The 23,687-nt window shown below is 72.9% G+C and carries 30 protein-coding genes and 1 tRNA gene; 15 read left to right on the forward strand and 16 right to left on the reverse strand.

From position 1 onward, the window contains the following. Positions 1-16 precede the first annotated feature (16 nt). The 3 genes from WBQ80_RS15745 to WBQ80_RS15755 form a co-directional block, all read right to left on the reverse strand. Complete coding sequence (locus WBQ80_RS15745; RefSeq protein WP_336572403.1) at positions 17-307, reverse strand: WXG100 family type VII secretion target; 291 nt, start codon at positions 305-307, stop codon at positions 17-19. 161 nt (positions 308-468) lie between these two features. Next, a complete protein-coding gene (locus tag WBQ80_RS15750) occupies positions 469-2,235 on the reverse strand; it encodes a sensor histidine kinase (RefSeq protein ID WP_336572404.1) in 1,767 nt (588 codons plus the stop codon). Positions 2,236-2,277: 42 nt separating this feature from the next. Then, complete coding sequence (locus WBQ80_RS15755) at positions 2,278-2,970, reverse strand: response regulator transcription factor (RefSeq protein ID WP_067948682.1); 693 nt, start codon at positions 2,968-2,970, stop codon at positions 2,278-2,280. 236 nt (positions 2,971-3,206) lie between these two features. On the opposite strand from WBQ80_RS15755, the gene WBQ80_RS15760 reads away from it, so the two are divergent. Genes WBQ80_RS15760 through WBQ80_RS15770 form a run of 3 tightly spaced genes read left to right on the forward strand, consistent with a single transcriptional unit; the run spans position 3,207 to position 6,075 of the window. Further along, the gene (locus WBQ80_RS15760) at positions 3,207-4,454 is read left to right on the forward strand and encodes an NAD(P)/FAD-dependent oxidoreductase (protein WP_336572406.1); all 1,248 of its coding nucleotides are present in this window, start codon (positions 3,207-3,209) and stop codon (positions 4,452-4,454) included. Then, on the forward strand, positions 4,451-5,347 hold the full coding sequence (gene folP, locus WBQ80_RS15765; RefSeq protein ID WP_336572407.1) for a dihydropteroate synthase: 897 nt from the start codon (positions 4,451-4,453) through the stop codon (positions 5,345-5,347). Before WBQ80_RS15760 ends, folP begins: the two co-directional genes overlap by 4 nt. Continuing rightward, positions 5,347-6,075, forward strand: a complete 729-nt coding sequence (locus WBQ80_RS15770; protein WP_336572408.1) for a pyrimidine reductase family protein — start codon at positions 5,347-5,349, stop codon at positions 6,073-6,075. The genes folP and WBQ80_RS15770 overlap by 1 nt, the downstream gene beginning before the upstream one ends. Here the strand turns inward: WBQ80_RS15770 and WBQ80_RS15775 are convergent. Continuing rightward, positions 6,060-6,233 carry a hypothetical protein gene (locus WBQ80_RS15775; protein ID WP_336572410.1) on the reverse strand — a complete coding sequence of 58 codons (174 nt, stop codon included), beginning with the start codon at positions 6,231-6,233 and terminating at the stop codon, positions 6,060-6,062. The two genes, WBQ80_RS15770 and WBQ80_RS15775, sit on opposite strands and share 16 nt — an antisense overlap. 174 nt (positions 6,234-6,407) lie before the next feature. Between WBQ80_RS15775 and WBQ80_RS15780 the strand changes: the two genes are divergently transcribed. Continuing rightward, the gene (locus WBQ80_RS15780; protein WP_336572411.1) at positions 6,408-7,133 is read left to right on the forward strand and encodes a Pr6Pr family membrane protein; all 726 of its coding nucleotides are present in this window, start codon (positions 6,408-6,410) and stop codon (positions 7,131-7,133) included. Positions 7,134-7,164: 31 nt separating this feature from the next. On the opposite strand, the gene WBQ80_RS15785 is transcribed toward WBQ80_RS15780, so the two are convergent. The 3 genes from WBQ80_RS15785 to WBQ80_RS15795 form a co-directional block, all read right to left on the reverse strand. Further along, positions 7,165-8,808, reverse strand: coding sequence for a DNA repair helicase XPB (locus WBQ80_RS15785; protein WP_336572412.1), 1,644 nt, complete (start codon positions 8,806-8,808; stop codon positions 7,165-7,167). A gap of 70 nt (positions 8,809-8,878) precedes the next feature. Then, the gene (locus WBQ80_RS15790) at positions 8,879-10,744 is read right to left on the reverse strand and encodes a helicase-associated domain-containing protein (protein WP_337282605.1); all 1,866 of its coding nucleotides are present in this window, start codon (positions 10,742-10,744) and stop codon (positions 8,879-8,881) included. A gap of 3 nt (positions 10,745-10,747) precedes the next feature. Continuing rightward, positions 10,748-11,023, reverse strand: a complete 276-nt coding sequence (locus tag WBQ80_RS15795) for a hypothetical protein (RefSeq protein WP_336572414.1) — start codon at positions 11,021-11,023, stop codon at positions 10,748-10,750. Positions 11,024-11,128: 105 nt separating this feature from the next. Here WBQ80_RS15795 and WBQ80_RS15800 point away from each other — a divergent pair, with 105 nt between their 5' ends. Both WBQ80_RS15800 and WBQ80_RS15805 read left to right on the forward strand, forming a co-directional pair. After that, entirely contained in the window at positions 11,129-11,509 is a 381-nt protein-coding gene (locus tag WBQ80_RS15800) for a cold-shock protein (RefSeq protein WP_336572415.1), read from the forward strand. Continuing rightward, positions 11,502-12,248, forward strand: coding sequence for a DUF3027 domain-containing protein (locus tag WBQ80_RS15805; RefSeq protein ID WP_336572416.1), 747 nt, complete (start codon positions 11,502-11,504; stop codon positions 12,246-12,248). The genes WBQ80_RS15800 and WBQ80_RS15805 overlap by 8 nt, the downstream gene beginning before the upstream one ends. Here the strand turns inward: WBQ80_RS15805 and WBQ80_RS15810 are convergent. Continuing rightward, positions 12,237-12,488, reverse strand: a complete 252-nt coding sequence (locus WBQ80_RS15810) for a DUF2530 domain-containing protein (RefSeq protein ID WP_336572417.1) — start codon at positions 12,486-12,488, stop codon at positions 12,237-12,239. The genes WBQ80_RS15805 and WBQ80_RS15810 overlap by 12 nt on opposite strands. A 9-nt stretch (positions 12,489-12,497) precedes the next feature. Beyond that, positions 12,498-13,613, reverse strand: a complete 1,116-nt coding sequence (gene serC, locus WBQ80_RS15815; RefSeq protein ID WP_336572418.1) for a phosphoserine transaminase — start codon at positions 13,611-13,613, stop codon at positions 12,498-12,500. Positions 13,614-13,770: 157 nt separating this feature from the next. On the opposite strand from serC, the gene WBQ80_RS15820 reads away from it, so the two are divergent. From WBQ80_RS15820 to WBQ80_RS15840, 5 genes are all read left to right on the forward strand, one after another. Next, positions 13,771-14,559: a metal-dependent transcriptional regulator gene (locus tag WBQ80_RS15820; RefSeq protein WP_336572419.1), complete on the forward strand. Its 789-nt coding sequence runs from the start codon at positions 13,771-13,773 to the stop codon at positions 14,557-14,559. A 404-nt stretch (positions 14,560-14,963) separates the two neighbouring features. Continuing rightward, positions 14,964-15,647: a C40 family peptidase gene (locus tag WBQ80_RS15825; RefSeq protein WP_337282606.1), complete on the forward strand. Its 684-nt coding sequence runs from the start codon at positions 14,964-14,966 to the stop codon at positions 15,645-15,647. A 338-nt stretch (positions 15,648-15,985) separates the two neighbouring features. Next, positions 15,986-16,483, forward strand: coding sequence for an HNH endonuclease (locus tag WBQ80_RS15830; RefSeq protein WP_336572420.1), 498 nt, complete (start codon positions 15,986-15,988; stop codon positions 16,481-16,483). A 261-nt stretch (positions 16,484-16,744) separates the two neighbouring features. Further along, a complete protein-coding gene (locus tag WBQ80_RS15835) occupies positions 16,745-17,515 on the forward strand; it encodes a CHAP domain-containing protein (protein ID WP_336572421.1) in 771 nt (256 codons plus the stop codon). 314 nt (positions 17,516-17,829) lie between these two features. Next, positions 17,830-17,901: transfer RNA gene (locus WBQ80_RS15840), tRNA-Arg, on the forward strand. A gap of 54 nt (positions 17,902-17,955) precedes the next feature. On the opposite strand, the gene WBQ80_RS15845 is transcribed toward WBQ80_RS15840, so the two are convergent. Further along, on the reverse strand, positions 17,956-18,207 hold the full coding sequence (locus WBQ80_RS15845) for a hypothetical protein (RefSeq protein ID WP_336572422.1): 252 nt from the start codon (positions 18,205-18,207) through the stop codon (positions 17,956-17,958). Between the two features lie 192 nt (positions 18,208-18,399). Here WBQ80_RS15845 and WBQ80_RS15850 point away from each other — a divergent pair, with 192 nt between their 5' ends. Then, positions 18,400-18,744 carry a DUF7882 family protein gene (locus WBQ80_RS15850; protein ID WP_336572423.1) on the forward strand — a complete coding sequence of 115 codons (345 nt, stop codon included), beginning with the start codon at positions 18,400-18,402 and terminating at the stop codon, positions 18,742-18,744. Further along, positions 18,741-19,019, forward strand: a complete 279-nt coding sequence (locus WBQ80_RS15855) for a hypothetical protein (RefSeq protein WP_336572424.1) — start codon at positions 18,741-18,743, stop codon at positions 19,017-19,019. Before WBQ80_RS15850 ends, WBQ80_RS15855 begins: the two co-directional genes overlap by 4 nt. A gap of 18 nt (positions 19,020-19,037) precedes the next feature. Here the strand turns inward: WBQ80_RS15855 and WBQ80_RS15860 are convergent, their stop codons facing one another. The 3 genes from WBQ80_RS15860 to WBQ80_RS15870 form a co-directional block, all read right to left on the reverse strand. Then, a complete protein-coding gene (locus WBQ80_RS15860) occupies positions 19,038-19,397 on the reverse strand; it encodes a hypothetical protein (RefSeq protein WP_336572425.1) in 360 nt (119 codons plus the stop codon). A 77-nt stretch (positions 19,398-19,474) separates the two neighbouring features. Then, positions 19,475-19,741 carry a hypothetical protein gene (locus WBQ80_RS15865; protein WP_336572426.1) on the reverse strand — a complete coding sequence of 89 codons (267 nt, stop codon included), beginning with the start codon at positions 19,739-19,741 and terminating at the stop codon, positions 19,475-19,477. After that, positions 19,738-19,899: a hypothetical protein gene (locus WBQ80_RS15870; RefSeq protein WP_336572427.1), complete on the reverse strand. Its 162-nt coding sequence runs from the start codon at positions 19,897-19,899 to the stop codon at positions 19,738-19,740. The genes WBQ80_RS15865 and WBQ80_RS15870 overlap by 4 nt, the downstream gene beginning before the upstream one ends. 175 nt (positions 19,900-20,074) lie before the next feature. Between WBQ80_RS15870 and WBQ80_RS15875 the strand changes: the two genes are divergently transcribed. After that, positions 20,075-21,142 (forward strand): ATP-dependent DNA ligase, encoded by a 1,068-nt coding sequence (locus WBQ80_RS15875; protein ID WP_336572429.1) that lies wholly within the window; start codon positions 20,075-20,077, stop codon positions 21,140-21,142. A gap of 27 nt (positions 21,143-21,169) precedes the next feature. Here WBQ80_RS15875 and WBQ80_RS15880 read toward each other — a convergent pair whose 3' ends face one another. Then, positions 21,170-21,673, reverse strand: coding sequence for an Lrp/AsnC family transcriptional regulator (locus WBQ80_RS15880; protein ID WP_336572430.1), 504 nt, complete (start codon positions 21,671-21,673; stop codon positions 21,170-21,172). Between the two features lie 129 nt (positions 21,674-21,802). Here WBQ80_RS15880 and ald point away from each other — a divergent pair, with 129 nt between their 5' ends. Then, on the forward strand, positions 21,803-22,903 hold the full coding sequence (gene ald, locus WBQ80_RS15885) for an alanine dehydrogenase (protein WP_336572431.1): 1,101 nt from the start codon (positions 21,803-21,805) through the stop codon (positions 22,901-22,903). A 103-nt stretch (positions 22,904-23,006) separates the two neighbouring features. Here the strand turns inward: ald and WBQ80_RS15890 are convergent, their stop codons facing one another. Continuing rightward, entirely contained in the window at positions 23,007-23,312 is a 306-nt protein-coding gene (locus WBQ80_RS15890; RefSeq protein WP_336572432.1) for a metal-sensitive transcriptional regulator, read from the reverse strand. Then, complete coding sequence (locus WBQ80_RS15895) at positions 23,309-23,623, reverse strand: rhodanese-like domain-containing protein (RefSeq protein ID WP_336572433.1); 315 nt, start codon at positions 23,621-23,623, stop codon at positions 23,309-23,311. The genes WBQ80_RS15890 and WBQ80_RS15895 overlap by 4 nt, the downstream gene beginning before the upstream one ends. Positions 23,624-23,687: the final 64 nt, after the last annotated feature.

Genomic DNA, 23,687 nt, shown 5'->3' on the forward strand with positions numbered 1-23,687 from the left:
CCCGGGCCGTCGGCGCTCAGCGCAGGAAGAGCCGCGCGTTGGCGGACTCGGCGTCGGCGTAGTGGGCGGCGGCGGCGCCGAGGGCCTGGCTCAGTCCCGCGAGGCTCTGCTCGACCTGCTGCTGGGTCGCCCTCCAGTCGGTCACCGCGGCCTGGAACGCCGAGGCGGCCTGGCCGGACCAGGAGGCCTGGAGGCCGGTCAGCTGGGCGACCAGCGACGCGACCTCGGACTGGATGCGGCCGATCGTGCCGTGCGCGCTCGCGGTGGCCGCAGCGACCTGCTCGCTGTCGACGTGGTACCGGGTCATGGATCGTCCTCTCGTCGGTGCGCCCGGGCACGTCCCGGGCGCGCTGAGACGCTACGCGCGCGGGCGCGGCGGATCGGCTCGGGCTGCGGCATCCGATGCGGCGAGCGCGGCGCGGGCGGCTGGGGAGGACGGGTGCCGCCGCGCGGGCCCGCCCCCGCGCGTCAGGAGGACGCGACGGGCTGCGGCGCTGCGGCGGAACCGGCGAGCGGGAGCGCGACGCGGAAGGTGGCGCCGCCGCCCGGGGTCTCGACGACGTCGACGTGGCCGTTGTGCGCGTTCACGATGGATGACACGATCGCGAGTCCGAGCCCCGAGCCGCCCGTCTCGCGCGTCCGCGACGTGTCGGCTCGCCAGAAGCGCTGGAAGATCTTCTCGCGGATCTGCGGCGGGATGCCCTCGCCGTGGTCGATGATCTCGAGCACCGCGCGCTCGGCCTCGTCGTCGACCGAGACGCGGATCTCGATCGGGCTGTCCTCGGGCGTGAAGCGCATGGCGTTGCCCATGAGGTTCGTGATGACCTGGCGGACCTTGTTCTCCTCGGCCAGCACCGCGGCGCGACGCACGGGCACGACCAGCTCGCCCGTGGGGGTCGGGGCGGGGAGGGCGAGCTCGCCCGTGCGCGAGGCCGCGGGGGCGGTGCTGCGAGAGCCGCGCGTGCCGCGGCGGGCGCGGCCGTTCTCGGCCGGCGCGGCGGTGCGGCGGCCGCGCAGCCGCGCGAGGGTCGCACCGGCGAGCGCCATGGCCCCGCCCGGTCGCGCGGTCGCCGCGTCGAGGTCGACCTCGACGTCGGCGGGCACGGCGTCGGAGGCCCCCGTGCGGACGTCCTCGGGGGCGATCACCGTGACCACCCGTCCCGGGTTCGCGGCCATGGCGTCGAGCGCGGCGTCGCGCGCGAGGGGCACGAGGTCGACCTCGGCGAGGTCGAGCGGCTTCGCCTCGTCGAGCCGGGCGAGCGCGAGGAGATCCTCGACGAGGCCGCCCATGCGGATGGCCTCCTTCTCGATCCGGTCCATCGCCTGGGCGACGTCGTCGGGCGTCTGGAGGGCGCCCATCCGGTACAGCTCCGCGTAGCCGCGGACCGACACGAGGGGCGTGCGCAGCTCGTGCGACGCGTCGCCGACGAAGCGACGCATCTGGTCGATGGTGCGCGCGCGGTCGCGGAAGGCCCGGTCGATCCGGTTGAGCATGGTGTTGAGCGAGCGGTTCAGGCGCCCGACCTCGGTGTTGGGCGTCGCGCCGCCGAGGCGCTGGCCGAAGTCGCCGTCGGCGATCGCGGCGGCCGTGCGCTCGACCTCGCGGAGCGGAGCGAACGTCGACGTCACGAGCATGCGCGTGAGCAGCGCGCCCACGAGGACCACGCCGAGGCCGAACCCGAGGAAGATCGTGAGGTACGCAGCCAGGATGCGCTCGGTGTCGCGGGAGGAGATCGCGACGATGATCGGCGCGAGCCCGCCCTGCTGGTCGGCGGTGACGACCGCGTAGACCCCTCGGAAGGTGGGCTCGCCCCCCGCGTCGTACAGCGAGAACACCCGGTACCCGCCATCCGAGTTCCAACCGTAGACCTCGCCCTGGGTGAGCCGCTCCGGCAGCATCGGGTAGGTCGACCGGTCCCGGTCCTTCCAGTTGTGGTCGCGGAACTCGCCGGTGCGCGCATCGTACAGCGCGATGAACACGTCGTCGGCCGCGTCGCTGAAGTCGAGGTCGCCGGTGTCCCGATCGGCGGGCCCGCCGTCGAAGTACTTGTCGAGGTCGCCCGACGCGATGGCGCTGAGCTTGGACTCCAGCTGCGCCTCGACGTAGCTGCGCAGCATCGCCGCGGTGCCGATGCCGGACACGAGGAGCCCGAGCGTCAGCATGAGGACGGTGACGCCCGTGATCTTCGTGCGGAGCGAGACGCGGCTCCAGCGGTCGGCGAGGGTCTGATGCATGGCGTCGGCGAGTCTACGCAGGCACCCTGTACCGGCGCTGGACTACGGCTTCGAGGACTTCAGCATGTAGCCGAAGCCGCGCTTGGTCTGGATGAGCGGCTCGGACGAGTGCTGGTCGAGCTTGCGGCGCAGGTAGGAGATGTAGCTCTCGACGATGCCCGCATCGCCGTTGAAGTCGTACTCCCAGACGTGGTCGAGGATCTGCGCCTTCGAGAGCACCCGGTTCGGGTTCAGCATGAGGTAACGCAGCAGCTTGAACTCGGTGGGGGAGAGCTCGACCGGCGTGTCGCCGACGAGCACCTCGTGCGTGTCCTGGTCCATCGTGAGCTCGCCGGTGCGGATCACCGCATCCTCCTCGGCGTGCATCGTGCGGCGCAGGATGGCGCGGATGCGCGCGACGATCTCGTCGAGGCTGAAGGGCTTCGTCACGTAGTCGTCGCCGCCCACGGTGAGGCCGGTGATCTTGTCCTCGGTGTCGTCCTTCGCGGTGAGGAAGAGGATGGGCGCCGTGTAGCCCGCGGACCGGAGGCGCTTGGTCACGCCGAACCCGTTCATGTCGGGCAGCATGACGTCGAGGATGATGAGGTCGGGCTCCTCCTCGAGCACCGCGGAGATGGTCTGCGCGCCGTTGGCGACCGCGCGCACCGCGAACCCGGCGAAGCGGAGGCTGGTCGTGAGGAGGTCGCGGATGTTGGGCTCGTCATCGACGATGAGGATTCGAGGTCCGTCGCTCATGCCCCCGATTCTGCTGCGTGCGGGCTGGAACTTGGCTGGGAATTCGTTGGATCAGTCGGATCGGACAGGTCTTTCTAAAACTGATGATGCTTGACAAAAGAATGTCCCGCGCCTAGCGTCGCAGACGAGGGAAGGGCGGACGGGATGACCTCGATCGGCCACGTCGCCCGGCGCCGAGCGGCCCCGCATCCGTGCGGATGCGGCGTGAGCCGCGCGAACGAGGAGGGGTGGGTGCGATGAGCGGATCGGAGCGGCCGCTGGTGATCGTCGGGGGAGGGCTCGCCGGCGCGCGAGCCGCCGAGGGCGCACGCGAGACGGGATACGACGGCCCGCTCGTGCTCGTCGGGGCCGAGTCGGTGGCCCCGTACCTCCGTCCGCCGCTGTCGAAGGGGTTCCTCGCGGGCACGGGTGAGCGCCGGGCCGTGAACGTGCACCCGCGCGCCTGGTACGACGAGCACCGCGTGGAGCTGCGCCTGGGCCGCCGGGTGGTGCGACTCGATCCGCGAGCGCACGCGATCGCCCTGGACGAAGGCACCGAGCTCCGCTACGACCGGGCGCTGCTCGCGACCGGTGCGTCGCCGAGGCGGTTCACCGGGCCCGGCGGCGACCTGGCGGGCGTGCACCTGCTCCGCACGATCGACGACTCGATCGCCCTGCGTGGCGCGCTCGGGCCGGGCGGCCGGCGCGTGGCGATCATCGGCGCCGGATGGATCGGGCTCGAGGTCGCCGCCGCCGCGCGCGGGTACGGCGACGACGTCACCGTGATCGGGCTCGAGGCGGTGCCGCTGAACGCCGCGATCGGCGACGACGCGGGCGAGGTGTTCGCCGGCCTCCACCGGGAGCACGGCGTCGACCTCCGCATGTCCACGAGCGTCGCGCGCATCGTGGGCGACGGCCGCCGCGCGACGGGGGTCGAACTCGAGGGCGGCGACCTGGTTCCCGCCGACGTGGTCGTGGTGGGCATCGGCGCCGTCCCGCGCACCGAGCTCGCCGAAGCCGCCGGACTCGAGGTCGACGGGGGCGTCGTGACGGACGCGGGGTTCCGCACGACCGACGCCGACGTCCTCGCGGTGGGCGACGTCGCGAGCGCGTTCCTGCCGTTCCTCGGCGGGCACCTGCGCACCGAGCACTGGGCGAATGCCGAACACGCCGGCCGGGCGGCCGGTCGCGCCCTCGCCGGCGAGCCGGTCGAGTACGACGAGATCCCGTACTTCTACACCGACCAGTACGATCTCGGCATGGAGTACTCCGGCTACGGGCCGCTCGCGGCAGGCGTCGCGCCGATCTTCCGCGGTGACCGGGAGGGCCGCGAGTTCGTGGCGTTCTGGCTCCGCGACGAGCGCGTGGTCGCCGGCATGAACGTGAACGTCTGGGACGTCAACGACACGGTCCAGCAGCTGATCCGCTCGCGCGCCGTCGTGGATCCGGCGGGCCTGGCCGACCCTGCGGTGCCGCTCGAGGCGCTCGCGGGCGTCGCCGGATGAGCTCCGCCCCGCTCCACGCGCCGCGCCGCATCGGGCCGCGCACGTTCGACTTCTCGCGGCAGGTCGCCGTGATGGCCATCGTCAACCGCACGCCCGACTCGTTCTACGACCGCGGCGAGACCTTCGCGCTCGACGCGGCGGTCGCCGCCGCGCTCGCGGCGATCGAGGCGGGCGCGGACTGGGTCGACATCGGTGGCGCCAAGTTCGCGCCGGGCCCCCCGATCCCCGTCGAGGAGGAGGCCGCACGGGTCCTGCCCGTGGTCGAGGCCCTCGCGGACGCCGGCGCGGTCCTCTCGGTCGACACCTTCCACCCCGAGGTCGCGCGGCTCGCGATCGCGGCCGGCGCCCACGTGATCAACGACACCACCGGCATCCACGACCCGCGCATGGCCGACGTGGTGGCGGCGAGCGACGCCACCCTCGTGGTGACGCACAGCCTCGCGGCCCCGCGCACCCCCCTCCCCGAACCCGAGTACCGCGACGTGGTCGCCGAGGTCGGCGGGTTCCTGCGGGCGCGGCTCGACCTCGCGCGCTCGCGCGGCGTGCCCGACGAGCGCGTCCTCATCGATCCCGGGCACGACCTCAACAAGAACACCCTGCACTCCCTCGAGCTCACGCGCCGGCTCGACGAGATCGCCGCGATCGGCCCGCCCCTGCTCGTCGCGCTGTCGAACAAGGACTTCATCGGCGAGAGCCTCGGTCGCCGCGACCGGCGCGACCGCGTCGTCGGCTCGCTCGCCGCGGCCGTCTACTGCATCAGCAAGGGCGCCCGCATCCTGCGCGTGCACAACGTGCGCGAGACCGTCGATGCCGTGCGCATGGTCGAGGCGATCGAGGGATGGCGCGAACCGGTGTTCCTCGAGCACAACATGCCGCGAGGCGGCGACGCCTGATGGAACGGTTCGACGCCGACCGCCTGCACGCGGCGTACGCCGTCGACGTGGTCGACGCGGGCGCGAGGGCGGATGCCGCGTTCTGCCGCGTCAACATGGTGTCGAGCATCGACGGCGCGGCGACCCTGCAGGGCCGCAGCGGCACGCTGGGCGACGCCCAGGACCAGCGGCTCATGTCGGTGCTGCGGTCGCACGCCGACGTCGTGCTCGTCGGGTCGCGCACGGTCGCCGTCGAGGGGTACGGCGGTGCGGCCGTGCACGAGGCGGACGCCGCCTGGCGCGCCTCGCGCGGGCGCGACCCGCAGCCGCGGTTCGCCGTGGTGTCGTCGGCGCTCGACCTCGAGGCGCGACATCCGTTCTTCGCCGATGCCGTCCGAAGGCCGATCGTCGTCACGAGCGCGGGGGCGCCGCGCGAACGTCGCGAGGCGCTCGCCGCGGTCGCCGACGTGGTCGTGGCCGGCGATGCTCGCGTCGACCTCGGCGCCGCGCTCGCCGAGCTCGCGGCGCGCGGGATGCCGTCGGTGCTCTCGGAGGGCGGCCCGGGGCTGTTCGGGGCGCTCGTCGCGGCCGACCTCGTCGACGAGGCGTGCGTGACGCTGAGCCCCGTGCTCGTCGCGGGCGCCGCGTCCCGCATCACGGACGCGCCGCGCGAGGTGGAGCGCCGGCTCCGGCTGGTGCACGCCGTCGCGGGCGAGCGGATGCTGTTCCTCCGCTACGCGAGAGCCTGATCGTCGTCGTGCCGCGCCGGACGGTACGTCAGGTGGGTGACCAGCGACGTGCCGCGCGACGAGACCTGTTCGAACGCCATCGGCGCCACGCCCTCGAAGAGCCGCTCGCCCATGCCGACGACCGTGGGCGCGACGTGCAGGCGGAGCTCGTCGATCATTCCGGCGGCGAGGCGGCCTGCCCGCGGCCGTCGCATCGGCCGCGGACGGGCGAGCGCCGGGCGTCCAGACGGGCCGCCGACATCGGGCCGGTCGCCCGGTTGACACGCTCCGGCCCGGTGCCTAGATTCGGCCTGCGGCGCGCGCGGCGTCCGCTCGACGAGGAGGGTGACCGGGTGGCGATCGACGCGTCCGAGCAGGCGACCGGCGAGACGGCGATCGGCGGGCCGCGCACCGTGAACGTGTGGGCGACCCCGCAGCTCTGGTGGCGCGTCGCCATCGTCGTGGTCGTGCTGTGGGGCCTCATCGCCGCCGAACGCCGGCTCGCGTACTTCACGACGCAGAGCAACGTCATCGTCTTCGCGTACTTCGCCGGCGCCCTCTACTGGATGGTGCGGCGCCGCACCCCGGTCGCCCCGGCGCCGCGGCTGCGGGGCGGGGTCACGCTCTGGATCGTGACGACGCTCGTGATCTCGCACGTGCTCCTCAACCACTTCGAGAACCCCGTCCCCGGTCTGTTCGCGGAGGACCCGCGCGACCTGCTCGCGAACCGCGCCCTGTTCGCGGTGCACTACGTCGTGCCGCTGATGGTGCTGGTCGACTGGGTCGCGTTCGGCCCGCACGGCGTGGTCCGCTGGCGCGACATCGGATGGTGGATCCTCTACCCGTTCGCGTACGGCATGACCTTCCTCTGGCGCGCGCTGGCGCTGCCCGAGGTGCCCGACCGCTTCCCGTACCCGTTCCTGCACACCGACGACCTCGGTGCGCTCGGGTCGTTCGTGGCGATGCTCGAGGTGCTCGCGTACATCTCGGTGCTCGCGGTGCTGATCATCGGCCTCGACCGGCTCGCCGGCTGGGCGGGTCGACGACTGCGCCCGTCGCCCTCGAACGAGGGCGGGTAGGCGTTCGTCCGGACCGTCCGGGCGCGACCGCTCAGGCGGCCTCGAGCGCGTGGGCGTCGAGGATCGTGTACGAGTAGCCCTGCTCGGCGAGGAACCGCTGGCGGTTCTGCGCGAAGTCCTGGTCGACCGTGTCGCGGGCGACGAGCGTGTAGAAGTTCGCCGAGAGGCCCGACTCCTTGGGTCGCAGCAGGCGGCCGAGGCGCTGCGCCTCCTCCTGGCGGGACCCGAACGAGCCCGAGACCTGGATGGCGACGGTGGCCTCGGGCAGGTCGACCGAGAAGTTCGCCACCTTGGACACCACCAGCACCGGTGTCGTGCCCTCGCGGAATTCCTGGAAGAGCCGCTCGCGCTCGTCGACGGGCGTCGCGCCGGTCAGCTGCGGCGCGCCCAGGGCGTCGGCGAGCTCCTCGATCTGGTCGAGGTACTGGCCGATCACGAGGATCCGCTCGCCGGCGTGCCTGGCGACGAGCTCCTTCACGACGCCGAGCTTGGCCGGGGCGGTCGCCGCCAGCCGGTAGCGCTCGTCGTCGGCGGATGCCGCGTATGCGAGCCGCTCGGACTGCGGCAGGTCGATCCGCACCTCGTAGCACGCCGCGGGCGAGATGAAGCCCTGCGCCTCGATCTCCTTCCACGGGGCGTCGAACCGCTTGGGCCCGATGAGCGAGAACACGTCGCCCTCGCGGCCGTCCTCGCGCACGAGCGTGGCGGTGAGGCCGAGGCGCCGTCGGGCCTGAAGCTCGGCGGTCAGCTTGAACACGGGGGCGGGCAGAAGGTGCACCTCGTCGTAGACCACGAGCCCCCAGTCGAGCGCGTCGAGCAGCGCCAGATGGGCGTACTCGCCCTTCCGCTTGGCGGTGAGGATCTGGTAGGTCGCGATGGTGACGGGCTTGATCTCCTTGACCTGGCCCGAGTACTCGCCGATCTCCTCGGCCGTGAGCGACGTGCGCTTCAGCAGCTCGTCGCGCCACTGGCGGGCCGACACGGTGTTCGTCACGAGGATCAGCGTCGTGGTCTTCGCGGTGGCCATGGCGCCCGCGCCGACGAGCGTCTTGCCGGCGCCGCACGGCAGCACGACGACGCCGGAGCCGCCGTCGAAGAAGTTGTCGACGGCCTTCTGCTGGTAGTCGCGCAGGTGCCAGCCGTCCTGGTCGAGGTCGATCGGATGCGGCGTGCCGGGCGTGTAGCCGGCGAGGTCCTCCGCCGGCCAGCCCAGGCGCACGAGCTCCTGCTTGAGCTGGCCGCGGGCCCAGGCCTCCACGAGGAAGCTCGACTCGTCGATGCGGTCGGTGAGCAGCGGCGCGATGCGCTTGGCGCCCGCGACCTCGGTGAGCACGGCCATGTCGTCGCTCCGGAGCCGCAGGTCGCCGTCATCCGTGCGGTCGACCACGAGCCGGCCGTAGCGCGCGACCGTCTCGCGCATGTCGACGGCGACGGTCTGCGGCACCGGGAACTTGGCGTAGCGCTCGAGCGTGCCGAGCATGTCCTCGGCCGTGTGGCCGGCTGCGCGTGCGTTCCACAGGCCGAGTCGCGTGATGCGGTACGTGTGGATGTGCTCGGGTGCGCGTTCGAGCTCGGCGAAGATCGCGAGGTCGTGCCTCGCGTCCTCGGCGAGCGGGTGCGCCACCTCGAGGAGCACGGTGCGGTCGCTCTGGACGATCAGGGGGCCGTCTGACATAGCGGACCAGTCTAGGCCCGCTTCCTCCGAGGTGACCCCGAGCGGCCGCAGCCGCCGGCGCCGGCGACGGTCAGCTCCCCGCGGGCGCCGGGGCGACGGCCGCGATCGCGGAGATCGGCAGCGTCCGCTCGATGTCGGCCTTGCGGTCGCGGGCGCGGAGGCGGCCGTTGGCGACGCTCGCGGGTGCGAGCAGGTAGTCGGCCGTGTCGCCGCCCGGCATGCGCACCGTCACGGTGAGCGTCTCCTTCGCCCTCGCCGCGGCCTCGAGCTGGCGGGCGAGCCACGCCTGCTCGGTCCCGCCGCCGGCGTCGGCCTCGGCGATGCGGTCGAGCAGGTCCTCGATCGGGTCCGGGCGCGGCGCGACGGCGGGTGCGTGGCCGACGTGGTGTCGTCGCAGCCGGATGATGCGACCCTGCGCGTCCTCCGCGGCCACCGGGTACCGGGCGTCGCTGAGACCCCAGAACACCACGTCCGGCGGGAACCGCGACATGAGGCGGTGCGGACCGGCCTGACGGAGCCCGAGCGCGGACAGCGACTGGTCGACCGCGAGCGTGCCGATCAGCTGCGCGTCGTCCGAGCGCACCGACGCGCGCGCCGGGGCGTCGGAGGCATCCGCCGCGCTCACGCGGACGCTGCCGAAGCGCGCCGCCGACTCGCCCACGAGGTACTCGAGCGGCTGCGGGATGCCGGTCAGCGAGATCGACTCGAGGAACGAGCGGATCGACTCCGCGGTCTCACCCGCGGCGAGCCCGCGGTTGACGGATGCCGCGGTCACCCGGTAGCTCGACGCGAGGTCGCGCCCCTCGACGTCGGCGAACCCGCGCAGTCGCGCGTCGAGCGAGGGCTCGAGGGGACCGGGGGAGACGATCGTGAGGTCGTGCTGCACGTACACGCGGTCGACCTGGTGCGGGAAGTGACGAGCGAGGCGCTCCGCCGCGCTCGGGACGTCGCCCGCGAGGACGAGCCGGGCCGTGTCGACGGGCTCGCCGGCGACGGCGAGCCCAAGGGCCTCGGCGTCCTCGAGCAGCCGGTCGAGCCCGTCGGCGAGCCAGCGGCCGCCGCCGGGGTAGTACCAGGCCGCGTCGTCGCGCACCGAGCTCGCGCTGAGCCCCTCGCTGCGGCGGACGACGAGGTCGCGCAGTGCGGCGGGGATCCGCTCGCGCCAGGACTCCGCGAGCGTGATCCAGCGCGCCCCCGTGCCGCGCATGGCCCACTCGGCACCGCGTTCGGACTCGAGCCACACGGGCCCGTCGCGCATGACGAGGCCGGCCTCGATGGCGCGCCGGACGAGTCGCGGCAGCTCGGCCAGGTCGACGCCGGTGGCCTCGGCGAGCCGCTTCGCGTCGGGCAGCGCCAGGCCGCCCTTCGCGAGCTCGCGTGCGGGCTGGGCCGCGAGGCCCGCGAGCAGCTCGGCCGTCGCCGCGACGGTGACGTACGCGGTCTCTGCGGCGCGTCGTTCGAGCAGGCCGTGATCGGGCCGATCCGCGCGCACCGCGACGGGCGGCGCGGGGGACGCGAGGGCCTCGGCGTCGGGGAGGTCGTCGCCGAGGCGGGCGCCAAGCCGCGAGCGGACCTCGCCCGGCACGTGCATGCGGTCGCCGTCGCGCAGTGCGAGCAGCGCGCCGTCCAGCCGGTCGAGGGCGGATGGCGCGTCGCGGACGATCGGCTCGGGTGCGCCGAGCCGCGACAGCTCGGCGTCGACCTTCGCCACGGTGGTCCACCCGACGTCGTCGGCGGTCGCCGCGGCGGCCGCGAGGACCGCGAGCGTGGGGCGCTCGAGGCGGTCGAGAGCGTGGTCGACGGAATCGTGGGACGTGATCGCCTCGGCCAGGTCGAAGAGGTCGTGCACGCCGGAGGGGTCGAACTCGCGTGCCCGGAGCGCGTCCGCGAGTCTCTCGCGCTTCAGCGCGCGGAGCCGTGCGGCGAGCACCAGCATGTCTCAGTCGGTACCCTGCCGGGACTCCCTCGAGCGGCGGACGCCGTTGACGATGAGGAGTGCGATGAGGAGGAGGAACCCGATCGGCAGGCCGATCAGCGGCAGGATCAGGACGGCGGGCCAGATGCCCTGGCTGAACCCGTCGTCGGCGCCGACGCCCGCGAGCGTGCCGATCATGACCGCGAGGAACGAGATGATCGACAGGCCCACCGTCGCCGCGACCATGTATGCGAGGACGCGCTCGACGCGCTGGTCGGCGATGGGGCCCTGGCTGCTCACCCGTCCAGAATAGGCCCAGCCGACCCGCTCGCGTGCGGCACCTAGACTGGAATCCGACGTCGCCGGGGTTCCGGCGCGCCCGACGACAGAGCGAGGTTCATCCGTATGCCCACCGGCAAGGTCAAGTTCTACGACGAGGAGAAGGGGTTCGGCTTCATCCAGGGGGATGACGGCCAGGAGGTCTTCCTCCACGCCTCGGCGCTTCCCGCCGGAGCGACCGTCCGCTCGGGCGCCCGCCTCGAGTACGGCGTCGCCGAGGGCAAGCGCGGCGCGCAGGCGCTCTCGGTGCGCGTGCTCGACGCGCCGCCGAGCCTCGCGCGCCTGAACCGGAAGCCCGCCGACGACATGGCCGTCATCGTCGAGGACCTCGTGAAGGTGCTCGACGGCATCGGCGCCAACCTCAAGCGCGGTCGCTACCCCGACAACGCCCACAGCCGGAAGATCGCGGCGCTGCTGCGGCGCGTCGCGGACGAGCTGGATGTCTGACGCGCCCGTCGCCGACGACGTCGCCGGGTCGCGCGACGACGCCACCGGGGTGCCCGAGGTCGCGGGGGACGCCCCCGACGACGTCGTGGAGACGGCCGATGCCGGCGCTCGCCCGGCCCCCGAGCCGGACGAGGTGCTGCTCGGCTCCGTGGCGCTCGCGCAGCGCGCACTTCTCGAGGTCACGCCGCCGGAGACCGTCGGCTCGGTGATCGGGCACGTGACCGACGGCGAGCACGTGCTCTCGCTCCACTTCGCGGCCGACCTGACCGGGTACCCCGGATGGCACTGGAGCGTCACGCTGGCGCGCGTCGAGGACGGCGCGCCGACCGTGCTCGAGACCGAGCTGCTGCCCGGCGAGCGGGCCCTGCTCGCGCCCGAGTGGGTGCCATGGTCCGAGCGCCTGGCCGACTACCGCGCCGCACAGGCGGCGGCCGCCGCCGAGGCCGCGGCGCGCGGCGAGCTCGAGGGCGACGTCGCGGACGACGCCGACGGGCCCGACGCGGAGGACGAGGGCCTCGTCGACGACGCGGAGGAGGCCGACGACGACGCGTACGCCGATGATTCGGACGACGCGGAGTACGAGGAGGACGCGGAGGACGTGGAGTTCGCCGACGAGGCCGATGACACCGACGACGTCTTCGACGGCATCGACATCGACGCGCTGGACGACACGCCCGACGACGACGACGGCGCCGACCGCGACCGGGCGGACGACGGCCCGCGCGGATCAGTCGGCTGAACCCCGGCGCCCGCGCCGGAGCTGGACCACGACCAGCCCGGCTGCGCCGAGCACGACGCCGATCGCGGCGGCGGCGACGAACCAGCCCGTGCCGATCGACTCGAGCCAGTCGCGCGCGAGGATCGCGACGACCAGGGCGACGATCCACGCGACCGTGCCGGCGAAGAGCGCCTTGCGGGCATCGGTCCGGATGGGCGCCGGGTCCGGGCGCCGCTCGGACTCGGTGAGCCACAGCCGCATGGCGAAACCCTATCGGGCCTGGTCGAGCACCCAGTCGAGCGACGCGGTGAGCGCGCGGACGTCGTCGGGCTCGATCGCGGTGAACGTCGCGACGCGCAGCTGGTTGCGGCCGAGCTTGCGGTACGGCTCGGTGTCGACGATGCCATTGGCCCGCAGCGTCGTCGCGAGCGCCGCGGCATCCGTCGACTCGTCGAAGTCGATCGTCACGACCACCTGCGACCGGTGCGCGGGATCGGCGACGAACGGCGTCGCGGCCTCGCGCGCCTCGGCCCAGTCGTAGAGCACGCCCGACGACTCGCGCGTGCGCGCGTCGGCCCACGCGAGTCCGCCCGAGGCGTTCATCCAGTCGAGCTGGCTCTCGAGCAGGAGCAGCGTCGCGAGCGCGGGGGTGTTGAGCGTCTGGTCGAGACGTGAGTTGTCGACCGCGTTCTTCAGGGAGAGGAACTCGGGGATGTACCGGTCGGAGGCGGCGACGCGCTCGACGCGCTCGATCGCGGCGGGCGACATGATCGCGAACCACAGGCCGCCGTCGGAGGCGAAGTTCTTCTGCGGCGCGAAGTAGAGCACGTCGAACTCGGCCGGGTCGGCGAGGATGCCGCCCGCCGCGCTCGTCGCGTCGATCACCGTGAGCGCGCCGGCGTCGCCCGGCACCCGCCGGACGGGCGCCTGCACGCCCGTGGACGTCTCGTTCTGGGGCCAGCCGTAGACGTCGACCCCTTCCACGGGCTCGGCCTCGGCGCGCGAGCCCGGTTCGGCCGTCCGCACGTCGGGCGCCTCGAGCCACGGCGCTGCGGCGGCCTTGGCGAACTTGGCGCCGAACTCGCCGAACGAGGCGAGCTGCGCGCGGCGCTCGATGAGGCCGAAGGCCGCGGCATCCCAGAACGCCGTCGATCCGCCGTTGCCGAGCACGACCTCGTAGCCGTCGGGCAGCGAGTAGAGGTCGGCGATGCCGCGGCGGACGCGACCGACCAGCTGCCTCACCGGGGACTGGCGGTGCGACGTGCCGAGGAGCCTCGGGCCGACCTCGGCCAGGTGCGCGAGCTGCTCCGGCCGCACCTTCGAGGGACCGCAGCCGAAGCGGCCGTCGGCGGGCAGGAGCGACGAGGGGATGACGAGCTCAGGCATGGTCCGATCCTACGGCGGGGTCCGTTCGCCGTGGCGGCGGATGACGCGGGCGCGGGGCGTCGTCGCGTCCACCGCCGCGCCGCCCTGCCGGGAGCGCCGTCGGGCGGGGACAGTAGGCTTGTCCGTTGGACGCGCCCGACGGCCGAGGAGGAGTGAGTTGACGGATCTCATCGACACGACCGAGATGTACCTGCGCACCATCCTCGACCTCGAGGAGGAGCACATCGTGCCGCTCCGTGCGCGCATCTCGGAGCGCCTCGGGCATTCCGGTCCGACCGTGTCGCAGACCGTCGCGCGCATGGAGCGCGACGGGCTCGTCGTCGTCTCGGGCGACCGCCACCTCGAGCTCACGCCCGCCGGGCGCAGCAAGGCGGTCCACGTCATGCGCAAGCACCGCCTCGCCGAGCGGCTGCTCGCCGACGTCATCGGCCTCGACTGGGAGTACGTCCACGACGAGGCGTGCCGCTGGGAGCACGTGATGAGCGAGCAGGTCGAGCGACGCCTCGTCGAGATCCTCGGGCACCCCACGCACTCGCCGTACGGCAACCCGATCCCCGGGCTCGAGGAACTCGGGGTCGAGCCCGCCGCGCCGTTCATGTCGGGCGTCCGCAACGTCCTCACGGCCCTCGACGAGGGTTCGGGCCGCGCCGCCGGGGTCATCCGCCGCCTCGCGGAGCCGGCCCAGTTCGACCCCGAGCTGCTCGCCCGCTTCAAGGGCGCCGGCATCGTGCCGGGCGCCTCCGTCGCCTTCCGGCGCGAGGGCGATCTCGTGGTCGCCGAGGCCCCGGGGTTCGAGGCGCTGCCGATGCCCGTCGGCATGGCCGGCCACCTCTTCATCGGCGACGCCGGCGGCGCCGCCGAGGCTCCCGGGGCGGGCGATGCTCGCGCCGACCTTCCCGGAGCCGCGCCGCGGGTCGTGTCGGGCACCGCGCTCGAGCACGGGTAGCCGGGTTCCGCCCCCGGATTCCGCGGCGGTGCGGGCCGTCGGCGAAGCGATTCCGCCGCTCCGTGATCGAAATGTGACAATCTGCCGAGCGTCGCGTATCCTCGATCGAGTCCGCCGGCGCCAAGCCAGTCGGCGGGACTGGGTCGAGACGCCTCCGGTGCCCACCGCTCGCCCCCGATACCCGTGACGCGCTCCGGCGCACAAGGTGGGACGACGTTCCGGCGTCGTGGGGCGGAGGACACGTTTTGGCTCGATTCCCCCGGCGCTCCGGCGCGACCACTGCCCCCAAGCCCCCAACCCGAACCGCCCTCGTCCGTCGTGAGACGTCGTCGGCGCCCGCGAGCACCGAGGCTCCGAGCGCCGCGGCGCCGGCGCGGCGCGAGCACCGATCGCTGGGCCGCCGCATGCGCTCCGGCGGCACCAAGAACGTCGTCGTGATGACCGTCGCCGCCGGCCTCGTGGGCACTTTCGCCATCCCGGCGTACGCCTTCGCCCCCGGCACCGACGGGCTCCAGTTCGGCGCGACCGCCCAGACGCAGCTCACCAAGGCGCAGCCCCAGGCCGTCGACGTCGCCGACGACGTGATCGCGGCCCCGCTCTCCGAGGACGGCTACGACGCCGTCACCGGCGAGGAGATCCGCGCCGCCGAGGAGGCCCGCGCCGCCGAGGAGGCCCGCCAGGCCGCCGCCGCCGCGATGACCTCCTACGCCGCCGAGGCCAGCCAGTACAGCGCGCCCACGCAGGTGAGCGGCGCCGCGAGCCCGTCCGCCGTGTTCTCCGTGGCCCAGCAGTACCTCGGCGTCCCGTACGTCTACGGCGGTGCGACGCCCGCCGGGTTCGACTGCTCCGGCCTCGTCAAGTACGTGTACGCGCAGTTCGGCATCGACCTTCCGCACTCCTCGAACGCGCAGGGCGCCGCCGGCACGCAGATCCCGCTCTCCGAGGCGGTTCCCGGCGACCTCGTCGTCATGTCGGGCCACATCGGGTTCTACGCCGGCAACGGCCAGATCCTCCACGCGCCCTACGAGGGCACTGTGGTCCGGATCCAGCCGATCTGGACGAGCGACTACTGGATCGTGCGCATCTGACGCGCGAACAGCGCATGAAGCGCGACACGAATGGCGTGCCGGGAGGACCCGGCACGCCATTCGTGTCGTAGCCTTGGTTCCTGACGATCCGAATACCGGGTAGGGGAAGTCGATGGTCGGTCCGCGCAGCAGCACCCATTCCGCGGGTGCGCGCGCGCTCTACGACCAGCGACGCAGCAGTCAGCCGAGTCGCGACTGCGCCGGGATGCCGACGGGCACTGTCTTCACGACGGTGCCCGTTTCGCGTTTCCGGGGGCATGTCGCCCGCCCCGCGGCATCCGGGTCGTCGATCCCTTCACGCGGCTGGAAGCCATCCAGCACCGATCGAGAGGCACTCCATGCGCACCCTCGTGCTGAACGCCGGGTATGAACCCCTCGCCGTCGTCTCGTTCAAGCGAGCGCTCCTCCTCGTGATGAACGAGAAGGCCACCGTCATCGTCCACGACGAGGGCAATCCCGTGCACGGCACGAACGGCGACTGGGTGCGGCCCAGCGTCATCCTGCTCACCCGGTACGTGCGGACGCCCCGCGTCCACCAGGTCCCCGTGAGCCGCCGGGGCGTGCTGCGCCGCGACGAGCACCGGTGCGCGTACTGCGGCAAGTCCGCGGCCACCATCGACCACGTGCTGCCCCGCTCCCGCGGCGGGCGGGACACGTGGGAGAACCTCGTCGCGTGCTGCCTCCGGTGCAACAACGCCAAGGGCGACCACACCCCGGCCGAGATGGGCTGGGACCTCCGCGTGACCCCCCGGATGCCCCACGGCCGCGGGTGGGTGGTCCGCGGTTTCGAGCGGCCGCTGCCGCAGTGGAGCGACTTCCTCGGTCGGGCCGCCTGACCGGCCGCGACGCGCCGACGCGGAGGCCGTGACACCGCTCGACGGCGTGCCCTATGGTGGTACGAGTCCGGAGCGACCCCCAGCTCCACGACCTGTACGCCTCCCGCCCCGGAGCCTCTCCGTGGTGCGGGCCCCGGAGGTTCACGACCCTTGAACGGTGACGACGCGATCGGCCATCCCCCCATCCGGCCGAGACGGCGGAACGATCGGCGCCCCGGCGTCCGACGCGGCCCGGCTCCCGAAGCCCCGGCATCAGACCGCGTGACCCGCGCGACGCGCGCGACGCGCGCCGGCCGCTCGCGCCGCAACGGCCCCGCCCGCGTCGCCGCCACGGTGCTGATCGTGCCCGCGCTCGTCGGCACGCTCGCGCTGCCCGCCTACGCATTCCTCCCCGGCGGCCGGCTGCCCGGCGCCCCGACGCAGTTCAGCCTCTCGGTGGCCGACGCGCAGGCCGTCGAGGTCTCCGTGAACGCCGGCGGGGCGACCCTGTCCACCGACGGCTACGCGGTGACGACGAAGGCCGAGATCGACGCGGCGGCGGCCGCCGAGGCGGAGGCGGAGGCCGAGGCCCGAGCCGCGGAACTCGCCTCGCGCGGCAACGGCGAGTACGCCCGGGTCGCGCAGCAGGCCGAGGGAGACGACTACCCGTGGTGGTTCGAGACGCCCGACGACTACGGCGGTGGTCTCTCCCCGCTCCGCTACTACTACCGGGAATGCGTCGACTTCGTCGCGTGGCGGCTCAATCGCGACGCGGGGGTGTTCGGCGCCCCGTGGAAGTGGGACTGGTCGAACCTCGCCTCGGGAAGTGCCTGGACCTGGGCCGACGCGTGGCGGTCGAAGGGCTGGCCAACCAGCAGCGAACCCGTCGTGGGCGCGGTGGCCTGGTTCCCGTACAACCACGTGGCCTACGTGCAGTCGGTGAACGGTGACGGCACGGTCACCATCGAGGAGTACAACTGGAACTCCGATCACTCGTACCACCGGCGCACGATCCCGGTCGGCGACGCCCTCTACCTGTACCCGCCGGTCTGATCGGCTGATGGGCTGGCCCGCACCAGTGCGACATCGTGGCGAATCGACCGGCGGATGTTGGACGTTCCGGCCAATGATCCGGCGGGGGGCCGGCGGATAGCCTGACGTCACCCCCACGGAAGAAGCAGGTGACCGCGATGACGCAGCCCTCCGACGACAACCGCACCGACGAGATCGCCTTCGTCGACGAGCTCGCCCCGGCGACGTCCGCGATCGTCGTCCTCGGCTACAACTGAGTCCCGGACTCGACCGTCCGGGCTTCGCCGCCGACCGGGCGGACCGGCGCCCCGCCTCCCGGTAGACTCGTGCGGTCAGCCTCTGTAGCTCAATGGAAGAGCAGTTCCGTCCTAAGGAAAGGGTTGGGGGTTCGAGTCCCTCCAGGGGCACGTCGGCGTCGCGACGGGCGATGCCGTCGGTCCGGCGGCGGTCCGTGGGCGGGCTCACCGCCCGAGCAGCCGCAATCGCGTCGCGGTCGCGTCGACGGCGTCCGCGAAGGAGTCGTACCGGTAGGTGACGCCGGGCCTCGGCCTCATCCAGAGCATCTCGAAGCCGTCCTGGGCCGTCGTGATGTACCCGACGATGCGGCTGGACTCGCCGTCCTCGGCACGCGAGTCGCACACCCGCCAGGTCGTGGGCGTCAGGGGGATCACCTCGACGACCGGTCGGGTCTCCGTGCCGTGGTGCATCGTCATCGTCATCACCTTCCTCGACTGGCCGGATCCGGGTGGCATCTTCTCCATCCGTCCTACGCGCCCGGTCGGCCGCCGACCAGAGGCTTGACACCGCTCGTGGGGTGAGGCAAGCCCCTGTCCTGTGCATCCACCGGCGGCTATCCTTTCCTGACGGGACCCCGAACGGGTCCGCTCTGGAGCGCGGAGGTACTCGTGGGAAAGCTCACGTACGACTCGACGCTCGGCGTCGACTTCGACGATCGGGTGCTCGCGCACCTGCAGCTCGTCATCGGCGCGAAGCTGCGTCGCGGCGAGTCCTTCTACTTCAGCTGGCGTGACGATCCCGCCATCGGCGACGGCCGCAGCACCCTGTGGCTCCATCCGCGCATCTCGCTCGTGTTCAAGTACGCCGGGGGCCGGCAGCCCTCGATCAACCGCGCCTGGGTCGATGCGCTCATGTCGACGGCGAACTCGCCCGGCGGCCTGGTCCTGGTGCCGGAGCCCGAGGCGCGGACGGAGCACGAGCAGGTCAACCAGGGCGGGGGAGCCGAGTCGTGAAGCGCGTCAACATCATGTACGACGGCCTCCAGTACTCCGTCGGCCAGGCCGACGTCGAGGCGATCAAGCAGGCCATCGAGGAGGCCTTCACGACGGGCACGGCTCGCTGGATCACCGTGAACTTCGGCGAGGGGCGGCCGCAGCCGGCCGACCTCCTCGTCGGTCCCGGCATCGCCGTGAGCATCATCCCGATCCCGTCCGACGACGAGGACGGCGAGCCCGCCGAGCGCGACGAGGTCGCCGCGCGCAGCCTGACGCCCGGCGAGGTCGAGTGAGCCCGAGGCGTCCCGGCCTCAGCTGATCGGCGGCCAGTCCAGGTCGTCGGTGTCGGCGTCGTCGAGTACGTCCTCGACGCCCGCGCGACCGACGAGCGGTCGCGTGTTCGCGAGCGCGGTCGTCGCGCTCCGCAGGCTCGAGACGAGCTCCTCGTCGACGAGTTCGTCGAGCTCGGACTCCATCGGCTCGGTCACGAGCTGGCTGGACGGCCCGATGAGCATGTGCGCCCGAGTGGTGCGCCCGTCGGGGGTCCGCACGGGGATGTCCACCGACGCCGCGGTGCGTCGCGCCGCGAGCGCGGCCGCGTAGTCGACGATCGCGTCGGCGATGTCGCTCCCGGTCAACAGCACGCCCCCGGCGTAGTGGATCCGTTCCATGTCGACAGGTCTATCCGGCCGGGATCGGACGGATCAAGATCTTGCGCGAGGTCGGCCGACGTGTTCTCATGCGGCGATCACGTCCAGTCGACGGCGTGGACCCAGCCGGCGATGTAGGCGCGCTCGTTCGGACCGAGCCGCACGCCGGACCGCGGCACGGGCCGGTCGTCGAGTTCGCACAGGTCGAGGATCCGGCGCACGACGCTCAGGCGCAGGGGCGCAGTCGGGTGCTCGAGGATCTCGCGTTGGAGCGGCCCTTCGAGCATCGGCCACCAGATGCCGATCGAGGGGAGCGGCCCCTCGGAGGTCGGCGCCTCGTGCTCGGGTTCGAGGAGCGACGTCATTGCGCCGGCTCCTCGGTGATGTCGCCGGAGTCGTCCTGCACGGCGACGCGTTCGTTCGGGTCCGCGACCTCTTCGGCGCGGGCATGGCGTTCGGCCTCGGCGACGGCGGCGTCGAGTTGACGCTCCGTCTCCGGATCGCCGCTCTGCGGGTCGGACATCGTCATCCTCTTCTCGGCGGCAGGTCGGCACCCCCCGTGCACGACCGCATGCTCCGAAGGTACGCGGAGCGGCGAGCGGGTGGCAGTCCCTTGACCGCTCGACCACCGGATGCTACCCGGCCGACGTTCCGCGCCGACGGCTGCGGGTGTCGGTCCGAGGGCGCATGATGGTCGGATGGACCTGCCGGTGATGCCGCCCGTGAAGCCGATGCTCGCCAAGTCGGTGAAGGAGATCCCGGACGTCGGGCACGTCGAGCCGAAGTGGGACGGGTTCCGCACGATCGTCTTCCGCGACGGCGACGAGGTCGAACTCGGCAGTCGGAACGAGCGGCCCATGACGAGGTACTTCCCCGAGGTGGTCGACGCGCTCCGCGCGAACCTCCCCGATCGGTGCGTGGTCGACGGCGAGATCATCCTGGTGCGCGACGGCCGCCTCGACTTCGACGCGCTGCAGCAGCGCATCCACCCGGCCGCGAGCCGGGTACGGCTGCTCGCCGAGCAGACGCCGGCCTCGTTCGTCGGGTTCGACCTGCTCGCGCTCGGCGACGACGACCTGACGTCCCGGCCGTTCGCGGAGCGGCGCGCCCTCCTCGAGTCGGCGCTCGCCGCGGCATCCGACCCCGTCTTCGTCACGCCGGCGACCGGCGACCCGACCGAGGCCCGGGACTGGTTCGAGCGCTTCGAGGGCGCAGGGCTCGACGGCGTGGTGGCGAAGCCGCTCGACGGCCGCTACGAACCCGACAAGCGCACGATGTTCAAGATCAAGCACGAGCGCACCGCCGACTGCGTCGTCGCCGGCTACCGGTGGCACAAGTCCGGGGGCGTCATCGGGTCGCTCCTGCTCGGCCTGTACGGCGCCGACGGGAGGCTGCAGCACGTGGGCGTCGCCGCGTCGTTCCCGATGGCGCGGCGTCGCGAGCTCGTCGACGAGCTCGCACCCTACGTCGAGGCCGACCTCTCGCGGCATCCGTGGGGCGAGTGGGCCGACGAGGAGGCGCACCGCACGGGCCGGATGCCCGGTGCGGTGAGCCGGTGGAGCGCGGGGAAGGACCTCTCGTTCGTGCCGCTGCGGCCCGAGCTCGTGATCGAGGTCGCCTACGACCACATGGAGGGCGAGCGGTTCCGCCATACCGCGCAGTTCCGGCGCTGGAGGCCGGACCGCGCCCCCGAGAGCTGCACCTACGACCAGCTCGAGGCACCCGAGGGCCTCGACCTCGGCGAGATTCTGCCCGTGCGCGGCTGAGTGCGCGTCGGGCGGCGTCGACGCGAGTCAGAGCACCGTGCGGAGTCCCGCCGAATTCGCGGTGTGGTGCTCGAACACGAGGTTGGTCTCGGTGAGGGCCACCGCGGGGTTCGCCGACAGGTTCTTCAGCACGAACTGGCGCACGTGCTCGCTGTCGCGCACGCGCACGTGGATGAGGAAGTCCTCGCTGCCGCCGAGGAAGAAGAGCTGGGCGACCTCGGGCTCGCCGCGCAGCTCGTCGGAGATCTGCTCCATGAGATGCCTGGCGCCGGGCCGGATGCGCACCGAGATGAGCGCTTGGAGGGTGTATCCGAGGGCAGCGGGGTTGATCTCGGCGGTGTAGCGCGTGATGACGCCGCGCTCGCGCAGCGAGCGCACGCGCGCGAGGCACGTGGACGGCGACACGCCGACCTCGCGGGCGAGCTCGACGTTCGGGATGCGGGCGTTCGCGTGGAGTCGCGCGATGATCTGCCGGTCGATGTCGTCGAGGACGACGCGGGCGGGTTCGCTGAACTGCGGCAGATCGGTCACGGCCGAGGTCTCCTTCGAACATTCGAGACGTAGGACGTCAGTGTATCGAACGATGTGCGGTAGGACTTCCGGAGTGACGAACGACAGGCGAACATGGAAGCACCAGTCCACACAGCATTCGGAGAAACCATGCACATCGGCGTGCCCGCTGAGGTCAAGAACAACGAATTCCGCGTCGCGATGACGCCCGCCGGGGTGCACGCCCTCGCGCAGCGCGGCCACCGCGTCGACATCCAGGCCGGCGCCGGCGCCGGCGCCGGGTACCACGACGACGAGTACCGCTCGGCCGGCGCGCACATCGTCGCGACCGCCGAGGAGGCGTGGGCGGCCGAACTGGTGCTCAAGGTCAAGGAGCCGGTCGCCTCGGAGTACGGCTTCCTGCGCGACGACCTCACGCTCTTCACCTACCTCCACCTCGCCGCCGACCTGCCCCTCACCCGCGCCCTGCTCGACTCGGGCGCCACGGCGATCGCCTACGAGACGGTGCAGCTCGCCGACCGGTCGCTGCCCCTGCTCACCCCGATGAGCGAGGTCGCCGGCCGTCTCGCCCCGCAGGTCGGCGCGGCCGAGCTGCACGCGTCGAAGGGCGGTCGCGGCGTGGTGCTCGCGGGCGTTCCCGGCACTGCGCCCGCGAAGGTGCTCGTCATCGGCGGCGGCGTGGCGGGCGAGCAGGCCGCGGCCACCGCGCTCGGCCTCGGCGCCGACGTGACGGTCATGGACATCTCGCTCCCCAAGCTGCGCGAGCTCGACGCCCGCTACGACCACCGCATCAAGACCCTCGCTTCGTCGCCGTACGAGGTCGCGCGCCAGGTGCGCGAGGCCGACCTCGTGATCGGCGCGGTCCTCGTGCCGGGCGCGGCCGCCCCGAAGGTCGTCACCGACGAGATGGTGTCGACGATGAAGCAGGGCGCGGTGCTCGTCGACATCGCGATCGACCAGGGCGGATGCTTCGAGGGCTCGCGCGCGACGACCCACGCCGAGCCGACGTTCCGGGTGCACGACGCGATCTACTACTGCGTCGCGAACATGCCGGGCGCGGTGCCGGCGACCTCCACGCCCGCGCTCACGAACGCGACCCTGCCCTACGTGCTGAAGATCGCCGATCTCGGCTGGGAGCCGGCGCTCGCGGCCGACGCCGCCCTCGCCAAGGGCCTCAACGTCACGGCCGGCAAGCTGACCAACGAGGGCGTCGCCAAGGCGCACGGACTGGAGCTGTCCTCCCTCGTCTGACCGACGCCCACCCGGGCACCCTCGGGCACGCCGCGGCCGCCGACCGGAGCTCATCCGTCGGCGGCCGTCGTCGTCCCGGCCGGGTCCTGCGGGAGCGGGTGGGTCAGGACAGCGACAGGAAGAGCTTCTCGAGCTCGTCGAAGTCCAGCCGGTCGGCGTCCCCCGACCCGTCCGGGTCCGCGGCGCAGTCGCGCATCGCGGTCGAGATGACCGCGAAGCCCGCCCGGTCCAGTGCGCTCGACACCGCGGCGAGCTGGTTGACCACCGTGCGGCAGTCGGCTCCCGACTCGACGGCCTCGATGACGGCGTTGAGCTGTCCGCGTGCGCGCTTCAGCCGGTTGGCGATCCGGCGCTGGGCGTCGGCCCTGGCGGGCGTGGCCGGAGCGGCGGGGGATTCGGCGGTGCTCACGAGGTTCCTCCGATCGTGACGGGCAGGCCCGCGCGGTGCCATTCCGCGATGCCGCCCTCGATGTTGACGGCGTCGATGCCCTGGGCGTCGAGGAACTGCGCCGCGCGGGCGCTGCGTCCTCCGGCGTGGCACATGACGTGGACGGTGCGGTCGCGCGGCACCTCGTCGAGCCGGTCGACGAGCGAGCCGAGCGGGATGTGGTGCGCGCCCTCCACGCGGGCCTGCGCGACCTCGTCGGGCTCGCGGACGTCGAGGAGGTAGAGGTCGTCGGCGACGTGCGCCTCGGCGGGGGTCGTCGATCTCATGGCCATGCCCTGATGGTATTCCATACCCCATGGGTATCCAAATACCGGCGTGCGCGGCGATGCGCCGAGC

The sequence above is a fragment of the Agromyces sp. CCNWLW213 genome (assembly GCF_037199545.1).
GTDB lineage: Bacteria > Actinomycetota > Actinomycetes > Actinomycetales > Microbacteriaceae > Agromyces.